Source organism: Paucibacter sp. TC2R-5 (assembly GCF_025717605.1).
GTDB classification, from domain to species: Bacteria; Pseudomonadota; Gammaproteobacteria; order Burkholderiales; family Burkholderiaceae_C; genus Paucibacter_A; species Paucibacter_A albus.
In genome coordinates this window covers 83,426-95,427 of sequence record NZ_JAJIRQ010000010.1, presented here as the reverse complement: position 1 = coordinate 95,427, position 12,002 = coordinate 83,426, and the positions used below count along the sequence as shown (strand labels likewise).

At 62.8% G+C, this 12,002-nt stretch carries 12 protein-coding genes; 1 reads left to right on the top strand and 11 read right to left on the bottom strand.

Annotation, left to right across the window (positions count from 1 at the left end; genetic code table 11):
- Positions 1 to 71 precede the first annotated feature (71 nt).
- Positions 72 to 1,523, top strand: coding sequence for a cyanophycinase (locus LNV08_RS20845; protein ID WP_263535663.1), 1,452 nt, complete (start codon positions 72 to 74; stop codon positions 1,521 to 1,523).
- Between the two features lie 20 nt (positions 1,524 to 1,543).
- Here LNV08_RS20845 and LNV08_RS20840 read toward each other — a convergent pair whose 3' ends face one another.
- The 11 genes from LNV08_RS20840 to LNV08_RS20790 form a co-directional block, all read right to left on the bottom strand.
- Positions 1,544 to 2,692 (bottom strand): zinc-ribbon and DUF3426 domain-containing protein, encoded by a 1,149-nt coding sequence (locus LNV08_RS20840; protein WP_263535662.1) that lies wholly within the window; start codon positions 2,690 to 2,692, stop codon positions 1,544 to 1,546.
- Between the two features lie 60 nt (positions 2,693 to 2,752).
- Positions 2,753 to 3,649, bottom strand: a complete 897-nt coding sequence (gene prmA / locus LNV08_RS20835) for a 50S ribosomal protein L11 methyltransferase (protein WP_263535734.1) — start codon at positions 3,647 to 3,649, stop codon at positions 2,753 to 2,755.
- Positions 3,650 to 3,768: 119 nt separating this feature from the next.
- A complete protein-coding gene (accC, locus tag LNV08_RS20830; RefSeq protein WP_263535661.1) occupies positions 3,769 to 5,118 on the bottom strand; it encodes an acetyl-CoA carboxylase biotin carboxylase subunit in 1,350 nt (449 codons plus the stop codon).
- Positions 5,119 to 5,127: 9 nt separating this feature from the next.
- On the bottom strand, positions 5,128 to 5,586 hold the full coding sequence (accB, locus tag LNV08_RS20825) for an acetyl-CoA carboxylase biotin carboxyl carrier protein (protein WP_263535660.1): 459 nt from the start codon (positions 5,584 to 5,586) through the stop codon (positions 5,128 to 5,130).
- A gap of 68 nt (positions 5,587 to 5,654) precedes the next feature.
- The gene (aroQ, locus tag LNV08_RS20820; RefSeq protein WP_263535733.1) at positions 5,655 to 6,113 is read right to left on the bottom strand and encodes a type II 3-dehydroquinate dehydratase; all 459 of its coding nucleotides are present in this window, start codon (positions 6,111 to 6,113) and stop codon (positions 5,655 to 5,657) included.
- Between the two features lie 169 nt (positions 6,114 to 6,282).
- Complete coding sequence (locus LNV08_RS20815; protein WP_263535659.1) at positions 6,283 to 6,831, bottom strand: TlpA disulfide reductase family protein; 549 nt, start codon at positions 6,829 to 6,831, stop codon at positions 6,283 to 6,285.
- Entirely contained in the window at positions 6,824 to 7,444 is a 621-nt protein-coding gene (locus LNV08_RS20810) for a hypothetical protein (RefSeq protein ID WP_263535658.1), read from the bottom strand. The genes LNV08_RS20815 and LNV08_RS20810 overlap by 8 nt, the downstream gene beginning before the upstream one ends.
- 14 nt (positions 7,445 to 7,458) lie before the next feature.
- Entirely contained in the window at positions 7,459 to 8,214 is a 756-nt protein-coding gene (locus LNV08_RS20805; protein ID WP_263535732.1) for a transglycosylase domain-containing protein, read from the bottom strand.
- An 11-nt stretch (positions 8,215 to 8,225) separates the two neighbouring features.
- Positions 8,226 to 9,077, bottom strand: a complete 852-nt coding sequence (gene aroE, locus LNV08_RS20800; RefSeq protein ID WP_263535657.1) for a shikimate dehydrogenase — start codon at positions 9,075 to 9,077, stop codon at positions 8,226 to 8,228.
- On the bottom strand, positions 9,074 to 9,934 hold the full coding sequence (locus tag LNV08_RS20795; protein WP_263535656.1) for a TonB family protein: 861 nt from the start codon (positions 9,932 to 9,934) through the stop codon (positions 9,074 to 9,076). The genes aroE and LNV08_RS20795 overlap by 4 nt, the downstream gene beginning before the upstream one ends.
- A 2-nt stretch (positions 9,935 to 9,936) precedes the next feature.
- Complete coding sequence (locus LNV08_RS20790; RefSeq protein WP_263535655.1) at positions 9,937 to 11,991, bottom strand: ribonuclease catalytic domain-containing protein; 2,055 nt, start codon at positions 11,989 to 11,991, stop codon at positions 9,937 to 9,939.
- Positions 11,992 to 12,002 lie beyond the last annotated feature (11 nt).

Genomic DNA, 12,002 nt, shown 5'->3' with positions numbered 1-12,002 from the left:
CCTGTGGGGGAGGGCGAAGGCGAGTCGGCTGGGCTACATTGATAAGACTCTCGCAAACCCGTCCCGTCCTCATGCGCATCCAATTCATTTTTCGCTGGCCTAGTCTTGCGGCCCTGTTGTCGCTCAGTGCCTCGCTGGCTTGTGCCGACCAGGCTGTAGCTCAGGCGGCGCGTGGTGCGGCACCAGCGCCGGCTCGTGCAGCTTCAAGCGTGGCTCAGCCACCTGCTGCTGCCCGCAATCCGGGCAGCACAAACCCAGCGGCGGCGGTCGTGCTGCCTGTCAAGACCGAGCCTTTGATCAAGGGCTATGCGATTCCGATCGGCGGCGCTTTGAAGGCCGATAACGAAGAGGTTTGGGGCCGCATCGTCGCATTGGCAGGGGGCAAGGGCGCGCGCTTTGTGGTCTTTGGCACCGCATCCGAGGATCCGGAAGCCAGTGCCAAGCAGGCGATTGACATGCTGCATAGGCGCGGCGCGGTGGCCGAGGCCTTGCCGGTGGCGCCTAAGTTTGGCTGGGTTGATCTGAACAAGGTGGTGCGTGACCCGGCCTTGATCAATAAGGTCAAGGGCGCGCGTGGCGTGTTCTTCACCGGCGGCTCGCAGGAGCGCATCGTCGATGTCTTGATGCCGGGTGGGCAGCCGACGCCGATGCTGGAGGCGATCTGGGAGGTCTATCGCAAGGGCGGCGTGGTGGCGGGCACCAGCGCAGGAGCGGCCATCATGAGCACGGTGATGTTTCGCGACGCGCCTAGCGTCATCAACATCATGAAGGGCAAGTGGGTTGAAGGTAAACAGATCGACCGGGGTCTGGGCTTTGTTGGCCCCGATCTGTTTGTTGATCAGCATTTCCTCAAGCGGGGTCGCTTCGGCCGCATGATTCCTTTGATGATGGCCAAGGGCTACAAGCTGGGCCTGGGTGTGGACGAAAACTCTGCCGCCATCATTCATGGTGACGATATCGAGGTGATTGGCGGCAAGGGCGCCATGTTGGTGGATCTGAGTGAGGTGAAGACCGACCCCACCCTGGGTGCTTTCAACCTGACCAATGCGCGCTTGAATTACCTGGATCATGGCGACCACTACAGCATGAAGAACCGTGTGACGACGCCTTCGGCCATCAAGCTGCGTGGCGACAAGCTGGACCCGGCATCGCCCGACTACAAGCCCTATTACACCGAGCCGCTGTTTCACCTCGATATGCTGGGGGACACGACCATTTCGAATTCGATGAACTACTTGATCGACAGCCCGCTCAGCGAGGTGCGTGGCTTGACTTTTGATGTGGGCGCCAAGGCCGATGATCCGGTCGCGGATCTGGGCTTTTTGTTTCGCGTCTACAAGGGCCGGGGTAGCTATGGCTGGAGTACCGACGAGAACGGACCGGAGGAATACACCGTGATCAATCTCTACCTCGATATCACACCGGTACGCATGCCTCAGCCGATTTACAGCGCTTGGCCCGGGCCGGGGCGTAAGTCAGCACCTGCGCCGGCCGAGCCTTTGCGCGGCGACCTGTCAAAGTAGACAGACCGGCGGCGGCCGCCTCAGGGGTAAAAAATCTCGACGCTATAGCCGCTGACGCGCTTGTCGCCCGTGGAGAGCAGGGTTTGCAAGCTCAGGTCCGAGCCGGCCGGCATGGCGGTCTTGTCGGTCTTGAAGTCGGCCGGTCCCAAGACGCGTTTGGCCACCAGGGCGCCGGCGGCATCGGTCAGGCTGAGATCGACCCAGGGCGTCGCTACTTCGGTGCCACTCTTGTTGCGCAGGCCCACCACCAACTGATATTGGTTACCCGGCCCTGCTTGATTGAGCGCGCTGCTTTCAACGCCTATGCCCTCGATGTATTGTCTGGGCGAGATCTCGCAGCCCGCGATGGCGCAGGCCGCCTGCAGGGCGGGGCGCAGGCCAGGCTGGTGTGCCGCGACCGTGTTCCTGAAGTGCAGGCCCGCCTGCAGCAATAGCGCGCCCAGGAGTAGCAAGGACAGCAGGCCCAGGGCGATACGCAGCTTGGGGTTTTGCCATTTGGTCTTGGCGTTTTGCTGGCGCAGGAATTCCGGCAGCGCGGCCGCCGCTGCTGTGTTTTCTGCTTGGGCTTCGGCTTGGGCTTGGGCTTGCGTGGGGGCACTGCTCTTGGCCAAGCGCTCGCCCAGCACGACATCGGGGCGCTCGTCGATGTCTGCATGCAGGTCCATGGCCGGCGCCTGGGTGGGCGAAACCGCAGGCGGAGCTGCGTGAGCAGGCGCGGGGGGCTCTTCCGACCAATGAGGTTCCAAGCGGGCGTCAAGCCGAGCATGCTGTGCGGGCTCGTGGACTTGCGCCGAAGCGGGGTCTAAGGACGGGTCGGTATGAACTGCACCATAGGCGCTTTGCTCGTGCGTGAACTGCGAGGGCCTGGGCTCGAAAACAGCTTCTTCTTGCGGCCATTCTGCCGGCTCGGGTTCGGGTGGCCGGCTACGCAAAGCTGGTGTCGGCGCAGGCAAAGGAGCAGGAATGGGCGATGGAGGGGGCGCCGGAGGGGCCAGTGGCTCGGCAGGCCAGGGCGGCGGCGCTTCGCGGTCAATGTCGAACAGTTGCGCACGCGCATCGAACACCTCGGCACAGCGGCCGCAGCGGACCCAGCCATCGGATACCCGCAACTGATCTTCCACCACCCTGAAGATGGTGCCGCAGGCGCTACAACGGGTGGCGAGGCTCATGGCGCGATCATGCCATGAGTCCGCTGGGTTTCGGGCTTACGTTTCTGGCCAAGTGCCGCGTCAAGCTCGTTGAGCCGTCATCAAAATCCAACCCTCTTGGCTGTCGCTGACTTCCAGCTTGACCCAAGGCGCATAGGCCTCTTTGAGTTCGTCCGCTTGACGCTCAAGAATGCCGGCCAGGATCAGGTGGCCGCCGGGTGCCATATGGGCGCACAGCAAAGGCGCCAGCAGGCGCAAAGGGGTAGCCAGAATATTGGCGATCACCAGCGGGTATTCGCCTTGGGCCGCGTCGGGCAGCGCCGCAGTCAAGCTGACCTTGTTGGCTTCGGCATTGGCCTTGCTGGCGATGATCGCAGCCGGGTCAATGTCAACCGCATCGATATTGCGGGCGCCATGCAGCGCCGCGCCAATGGCCAGAATGCCGGAGCCGCAGCCGTAGTCCAACACCCGCGCCCATGTCGGGCTGAGTGCTGCAGATTGCTGGGCGATCCAGCGCAAGCACATGCGGGTGGTGGGGTGGGTGCCGGTGCCGAAGGCCAGGCCCGGGTCCAAGCTCATCACCTGCTTGGCCTGCTCGGGTGCCTGGTGCCAAGACGGCACTATCCAGAACTCGGGCGTGATCTCGACCGGCGCGAATTGCGACTGCGTCAAGCGCACCCAGTCTTGCTCGGGCACCGCTTGAATCGCCTGCACATGCACGCCGGTGGCCCAGTCCTGGCTCAGGATCAAGGTCGCGCATTCGGTCGCGTCTTGCTCGTTCGGGAACAAGGCCTTGACGACCGAGCGCTGCCAGCCGCCCTTCGGTGCGGGCATGCCGGGTTCGCCGAACAAGGCCCGCTCCGCGTCGGTGTCGGCATCGGCGTCTTCAACCGACACGGCCAAGGCGTCGAGTTCCATCAAAGCATCGCTGACGATCTCGACATCGTCCTCACCGCAAATCAGCAGCAGTTCATGCAAGGTGGTAGACATATGAATTCCGTTTGAGTTGCCAAAATAGTTGCGCCCAATGGCTCCGGTTTTTGCCGGGGCCATTGGGCTTCGCGCCTTGGGAGTGGCGCGAAGCGCCTATCGCGTGGTCAACGCTTGTGTTGGCTCATCCAGCCTTCGAGGTAATGAATATTGGTGCCGCCTTCAATGAACTTGGCGTCCACCATCAACTCGCGGTGCAAGGGGATGTTGGTCAAGATGCCTTCAACCACGGTCTCCGACAAGGCAATGCGCATGCGCGCCAGGGCCTGCTCGCGGGTGTCGCCGTGCACGATGATTTTCCCAATCATCGAGTCGTAATGTGGCGGCACGACGTAGTTGCTGTAAACATGCGAGTCGACCCGCACACCCGGGCCACCCGGCGCGTGCCACATCGTGATGCGGCCCGGTGAGGGCGTGAACTTGAACGGGTCTTCGGCATTGATACGGCACTCGATCGAGTGGCCGCGCATGACGATATTGCGTTGCGTGAAGGGCAGTTTTTCGCCCGCTGCCACCTTGATCTGCATCTGCACGATGTCGATGCCAGTGACCATTTCGGTGACCGGATGCTCGACCTGCACGCGCGTGTTCATTTCGATGAAATAGAACTCGCCGTTCTCATACAGGAACTCGAAGGTGCCCGCGCCGCGGTAGTTCATCTTGCGGCAAGCGGCTGCGCAGCGGTCACCGATCTTCTCGATCACGCGGCGCGGGATGCCCGGTGCCGGCGCTTCTTCGAGGATTTTCTGGTGACGGCGCTGCATCGAGCAGTCGCGCTCGCCCAACCAGACCGCGCTCTTGTGGGTGTCGGCCAGGATCTGGATTTCCACATGACGTGGGTTCTCCAGAAACTTCTCCATATAGACCTCGGGGTTGCCGAAGGCCGCGCCCGCTTCGGTGCGCGTCATTTGCACTGCATTGACCAGGGCAGCCTCGGTGTGCACCACGCGCATGCCGCGTCCGCCGCCGCCGCCGGCCGCCTTGATGATGACGGGGTAGCCGACCGTGCGGGCGATCTTGATGATCTCCTTCGGGTCCTCGGGCAAGGCGCCTTCGGAGCCGGGCACGCAAGGCACGCCGGCGCGAATCATCGCTTGCTTGGCCGAGACCTTGTCGCCCATCATGCGGATCGACTCTGGCGTGGGGCCAATGAAGGTGAAGCCGCTTTGTTCCACGCGCTCGGCAAAGTCGGCGTTCTCGCTCAGGAAACCGTAGCCGGGGTGGATCGCCTCGGCGTCGGTGACTTCGGCCGTGGCGATGATGGCGGGCATGCTGAGATAGCTCAGCGTGGAGGCGGCCGGGCCAATACAAACGGCCTCATCGGCCAGCTTGACATACTTGGCATCGCGGTCGGCCTCGGAGTAGACCACCACCGATTTGACACCCAGCTCGCGGCAGGCGCGCTGGATGCGCAAGGCGATCTCGCCTCGATTGGCAATGAGGATTTTCTTGAACATTGCTGTGCCTTATTCGATCACGAACAAGGGCTGACCGAACTCGACCGGCTGACCGTTCTCGCACAAGACCTTGGTCACCGTGCCACCGATTTCGGTGTCGATCTCGTTCATGATCTTCATCGCTTCGATGATGCAGATCGGCTCGCCTTCCTTGATCGCCTGGCCAACTTCGGCGAAAGGCTTGGCGTTCGGGCCGGCGGCGCGGTAGAAGGTGCCGACCATCGGTGACTTCACGATACGGCCGGTCTCTTCGGGCGCTGCAGCCACCACTGGTGCGGCGGCAACTGGCGCTGCTGCTGGAGCGGCAACCGGCGCTGCGGCCACGGGCGCGGCCATCACCAGTGGAGCGGCTACGGCACCGTCGGTCTTGACGATACGTACCTTGCCGTCGGCTTCGGTGATTTCAAGTTCGGAAATATTCGACTCGGAAACCAGGTCGATCAGGGTCTTGAGCTTGCGCAGATCCATATTGTTTCTCCAACGAGATTGATTATTGTTTGTTGATTAAAGAGGTCGCCGGCGGCGACTCCGACCGTTTAAGTCGGGCGCTTGGGCGGGTTCTTCAGCTTCTCAAGCGCGTAAGCCAAGGCCAGTTGATAGCCCTGGGCACCCAGTCCGCAAATCACGCCTTCGGCGCGCGCGGAAAAAAAGCTGTGATGCCGAAATGATTCGCGCTTGTGAATATTGGACAGATGAACTTCGACAAAAGGCAGGGCCACCGCCGCCAAGGCGTCAGCCATGGCCACACTGGTGTGGGTATAGGCGGCCGGATTGATGATGATGAACTGGCAGCCCTCGCTGCCCGCCGCTTGAATGCGATCCACCAAAGCGCCTTCATGGTTGCTTTGGAAGGATTTTAGTTCAACCCCGGCAATGGTCGCCTTCTCGCTTAGATCTGCGTCGATCTGGGCCAGAGTTTGCGCGCCATAGATCCCAGGCTCGCGGGTGCCGAGCAGATTGAGGTTGGGGCCATGAATGACAAGAATTTGCATCAGCGACGTGGTGAGGCTCTTTGGTCACCTCGCCGGGCGACCTAGAGTGAAGACCCTAGAAGCGGAAAAGGCCGAACTTTACGCGTTTTAAGCCTCGTTCGCGACTTCTGGCTCTAAATAATTCGCTTGACCCGGATTTGCTTTTGCGCTTGCCCAGCCAAGCTGGCGCAACTCAGGTGGGCGAGAATTTGCTCGCCATCTGACGCAGTTCGTCCAGATTGGTGGCGCCGAGCTTGCGCCAAATCAGCTCACCCGCAGCATTGAAGGCGACGCTGAAGGGCAGCCCGCCTTGGCTGTTGCCGAGTGTGCGGGTCAATTCGGTGCCGGTCAATCCGGCCAAACCCACGGGGAAGTCGAGCGACAGCTTTTTCAAAAAATCGCGCACGGCGCTCGGGCTGTCGACCGCCAGGCCTGCAACTTGCCAGCCTTTGCCTTTGAATTCGCGTTGAAACTGCGCCAACTCGGGCAACTCCTTGACGCAGGGCGGGCACCAGGTGGCCCAGAAATTCAGCAGCAATGGCTGGCCTTTGAATCCGGCCGCCAGCATTTCGCCGCCATCGGGCCGGTCAAAGCGAGCGCTCCAAAAACTCATGGCCGCCGCCGACAGCGGGGCAGGCTCAGCAACTCGATGGCGTAGCGAGAGGCCGGCGCCGATCGCCGCAGCGCCAAGGCCGGCCGCAATGAATAGATTGCGGCGTGTGTTTGAAGTGGGTTCACTCATCTGAAGCTTGTTCCAGTAATTTGCGCAAAGCAGCCAGGTCGCCGCGCTCGCTGCGGCCGCGCGCGTCCGTTTTAAGGGCGCCGCGCAAATCGTCAAAGTCGAGGATGCTCAGATGCACGGTGATCAATTCGCCCAACTTGCGGCTGAGGACAGCCAAGGACAGCACATCGATGTCGCGTCCCCGCGAGCCCTTGGGGCCGCTGACTGTGCCGACCTCATAGTCCAAGCCCATATTGATCAGCGCGATCTCGGCGGACTTGCTGTCATCGCAATAGAGCTGCAAATGAATATTGGAGAGCCGGGTGGCGGTGCCGCGCCAGACTGCCCCGCACAGATGAGGGCGGAACTCGGCCAAGCGGGCCATCCATTCGGCCGCTAATTCGCGCAGCGCGTCCAACTCGGCCGGCTGGGTGTCGGCGCAAAACAGCGCCAGATAGTCGCGCACCTCGTCTTCCAGTTCGTCGTTGCTGGGCAAAGCGGCGCGGCTGTTTCGGCTCAGGCCCAGTACCTTCAGCGCGCGCTGCTTGGCGAGGCCATATTCCATGCCTTCTTCCACCACCAGGCGGGCGGCGGTGGCGGCGATTTCGGTGCTGATGCTGTTCTCTGAGGTCATGCTGGAGGCTAACACTAGGGCAATTCAACCGCGCCCATGCGGGCTTCTATGGTGGCGGCGCGCGCCAGCACATAGGGCGAGGCCGGGCGTTTTTCGAACCGCTTAGGTGCTGGCAACATCACGGCCAAGCGGGCCGCCTGTGCCGGGCTCAGCTGCTTGGCATCGATATGAAAATAGTGGCGGGCGGCCGCCTGCGCGCCGAAGACGCCTTCGCCCCATTCGACATTGTTCAAATAAATTTCCAAGATCCGCTGCTTGCTCAGCAGCGCCTCCAGCATCAAGGTGATGATGAACTCTTGGCCCTTGCGGGCCAAATTGCGTTCACCACTGAGAAACAAATTCTTCGCCAGCTGCTGGCTGATGGTTGAGCCGCCAATCACCTTGGGCTCACGCAGCTTGCTCGGCGCAGCCGGGCTGCTTGGCTTGCTTGCTTGTACGCGTTTGACCACCCGCTGCTCTTCGCGTTGGTTGCGCGCCCAGGCTTTTTCCAAAGCATCCCATTCGACGCCGCCATGTTCGACAAAACCGGCGTCCTCACTGGCAATGACGGCGCGCTTGAGGTTTTTGGACAATTCCTTGTCGTCAACCCATTGCTGGCTCCAATTGATACGACCGCTTTCCGTGGCTAAGCGCCAAGCTTCGGAGCGCTGAAAGCTGGTCGATTGCGGCGCCACCACAATCATCAAGGCAATCCGTGCCGCGAAGTAGAGCTGCAGTGCCAATACGCCCAGCAGCAGCAGGGCGGCCAAGCGCAACAAGCTTCGCCCGATCTGCTTCACGCTCAGCCCGCGCTCAGTTTCAATCGCATGGCGCTCAACACAGTCGCTGTGTCCGGGCGCACCCCGCGCCAAAGCGCAAAGGCTTCACCGGCCTGCTCCACCAGCATGCCCAGGCCGTCGCGTGCCTCGGCCCCATGCTCGCGCGCCCAGTTCAAGAAGGGCGCTGCGGCCGGGCCATACATCATGTCCAGCGCCAAAGCACCCAGCGCCAAGACGCTCGCCGCGACCGGCACGCCGGCGCCCCCCAAGCTGGCGCTGGTGGCATTGATCAGAAAGTCGTAGCCCTCGCCGCAATCGTCCAGTCCCGTTGCGGCCAGCCTCACCCCATGCTCCTGCGCGTAGGTCTTGTGCGCAGCGACCAAGGCTTCGGCTTTGTCGACGCTGCGGTTGGCGATGGTGATAGCGGCCGGCTGGGTGGCAATCAAGCTGCCCAACACGCCGGCCGAGGCGCCGCCTGCGCCCAAGAGCAAGACCCGCTTGCCGGCCAAGCGGCGCCCGGCGTTGATTTCGATATCGCGCACCAAGCCGGCGCCGTCGGTGTTGTCGCCGAACCAGCCCTGCTCATCAAAGCTTAAGGTGTTGACCGCGCCGGCCAGCTTGGCCCTCTCGCTCAAGTGCGTCGCCAAGCCGTGTGCCTCAAATTTGAAGGGCACAGTGACATTGCAGCCGCGCCCGCCGCTCGCCGCGAAGGCGCGCATGCTGTCGGCAAAGCCGTCCAGCGGGCAGAGCAGACGCTCATAAGTCAGGTCTTGGCCGGTCTGCGCGGCAAACTGGGCATGAATTTCGGGTGAGCGGCTGTGCGCCACCGGGTTGCCGGCCACGGCATAGCGATCAATATCAATGGAAGAAGTCATGGTGTTGGCGATGCGCTCAAGGTGGTTTCAAGGCCCTCATCCCGCGTGAAGCGAAAGCGCGAGGTGATCACCAGCACCTCGGCGCCCTTGCGCATCGCCGGGCTGAAGTTGCCGAAGGGCCCGGCCGCACGCACGATGGCTTCGGCGCGGCGGTCCAGATTGGGGTCACCCGAGGAGGCCACGATATCCGTCTCGATCACGCGGCCGCGCTGGTTGACGTGGATATTCATGGTCAGCTCGCCATACAGCTTGCGGCCTTTGTATTCGGGGAAGTCGCGCGTGCCGCGCGCTTCGACGCGCCGGCGCAGGCTGTCGTAATACTGGGCGTAGACGACCTCGCGGGTGGCCGGGCTGACATAGCGTTTGCGCGGCCGGGCACTTTCCTCGTTGACCCGCATTTCGATTTCGGCCAGCAGTTGCACCAGTTGGCGGCGCCGCTCGGTCTGCTCTTGCGCCGCAGTGGCGCCCTTGTTTTGCTGCGGATCGGGCGCGGGCATTTGCGCCAGCTCGCGCCGCACCAGGGCCAAGAGTTGCTGCTCTTGCTCGCGCAACTGGGCAATCTGGGCGCGCTGGGTCTCGCTGGCTTCGCCGACTTCTATGGTCTTGGAGGGCGGTAGCGGCGAGGTCGATCGCCCCGCCTCGGCCAGCCCGCCGCCGGCCAGACTGGCTTGCGCCAAGGCGAGCGCCTTGGCCGGGTCTTCCTGGCTGCGGCTGTTGACCAGCACCACTTCCAAGGGCGTGTCCTGGAACATCCGGTTGAAGCGCTCCGGGTCCACCAAACGCAGGGTCAGCAGGGCGCCGTGAAGGCCCAGCGATACCAGCAGCGCGTAGTGGATGGTGGAGAACTTGACGGCCATCGTCAGGTCGGCGTCGCCTCGGCGCTTTCGCTGGCTTGGTCGGCCACGGCTTCCGGCGCGTCCATGTCGACGGTCAGCGTCAAGGGTCCGGCGCCTTCGCTTTCGTCTTCATCCTCGGCTGACTCGTCCTCGACTGGCAGTGCCGCGGCCGCATCCAAGCGCTCGATCAGCGTCGCATGCACATCCAGCGTCATCTCGTCGGTGCCGGTGATGCGCACGCGCACCGCACAGCCACGTGGCAGCGCGTCACAGCCGGCCGCCTTGAAGACCAGCGGCAAGTCGTCGGCGCGTACCAAGCCGTCCTTCATCACCGTGGCTGTCATCTCGGTGATCTGGTTTTGCACCACATAACGGATGGTCCAGAAGCGCTCAATGCCGTTCTGGAAGCCGTTGTAGGCCGCATAAGCCGCGTCAAAGCCCGAGATGATGGAGAACAGCGCCGCGTCCTTGGGCTTGAACGGTGCCACCAGCGCGGCGGTGCGGCCATTGCGCACGCAGGCAATGATTTGCCATTGGTTGACCAGGTCCACATAGCGGCGCAGCGGCGAGGTCGACCAGGTGTATTGCGCCACGCCCAAGCCGGCATGCGGCTGGGCACGCGTGCCCATGCGCACCTTGATGCCGGGCGCCATGCTGGCCTGGCTGCGGTAGATGCCGGGCAGGCCCATGTCGTTGAGCCAGCCGCCCCAGGTCGAGTTGGCCAGAATCATTGCCTCGGCGACGATCAGGTCCAGCGGCGCGCCGCGCTGGCGGGTCGAGATGCTGACGATCTCGCCGCCCTTGGGCTCATGCTCGCCGTTCGAGTCGAGGCGGAAGTTGTAGTCCGGCCGGTTGAAGTTCTCCGGCTTGCCGCGCACCACTTCGCGGCCGGCCTTCAAGTGGCGAGCCAGGCGGAAGGCAAAGGCCAGTTCGGGCGCAAACGCGTAGTCGGCCGCAGCCTCGCCGGTCAAGGTCGCTTCGGTGATGACGGCGTCAAGCTTGTCGTGGCGCAGATTGGCGGTGATAGGCACGCGCTCCAGCTTGGTCTCGCTGCCGGTTATGGCCAGCGTCGCCTCGTCCATGGTCACATACAGCGACACCGCAGGGCAGGCGCGGCCCTCGATCAGCGTGTAGGCCTGCACGACATCGTCGGGCAGCATGGTCAGCTTCCAGCCCGGCATATAGACGGTGGACAGGCGCTCGCGTGCGACCTTGTCGATCGCCGAATCGGGCTCAAAAGCCAGGCCCGGTGCTGCGATATGGATGCCAAAGATGACTGTGCCGGTGCCGAGGCCTTGCACCGACAGCGCATCGTCGATTTCGGTCGTGGCTGAATCGTCGATCGAGAAAGCACTCACGCTCGACAGAGGCAAATCGTCCTTGATCGCGGGCGCGCTCAAAGGCGGGAACTTATAGCCCTTGGGGAACTGGTCGAACAAGAAGCGCTTCCAGTGGAACTGGTAAGCGCTGCTGATCGCACCGACGCTTTGCAGCAACTCCAGCGGCGCCTTGCGGGCGCGCTGGGTGGCCAGGGCCACCGCTTTGTACTCAGGACCGTTCTTGTCGGGTTTGAACAAAATCTTGTAGATCTGCTCCGCCACCGGGCCTGGGCAGCGGCCCTCGACCAGCTCGGTGGCCCATTCTTCGATCTGCAGCGCTTGCAGGCGCTTGCGCTCCAGGCCCAAGAGGGCAGCCTTCACGATTTCTTCCGGCGCCTTTTTGAACTGGCCCTTGCCGGCGCGGCGGAAGTAATGCGGTGCCTCGAACAGCGCGAACAGCGCAGCGACCTGCTGGGCAAGGCTGGCCTTGGCGTCGAAGTACTCTCGCGCCAGCTCCGCAAAGCCGAACTCGCCTTCCGGCGCGAACTCCCAGGCGAGGTCGAGATCGATCTCTTTGGCCAGCGCCTGCGCTGCAGCAATCAGCTCGGCCGGTGCGGGTTTATCGAATTTAAGCAGCACATTGGCGGCTTTTACTTTGACGCGCTTGCCCGAATCCATTTCGATCTGCATCGAACTATCGGCTTCAGACATCACGCGGCCGGCGAGGAATTTTCCGGCGTCATCGAACAGTGCAAACATATGAAGCGGAT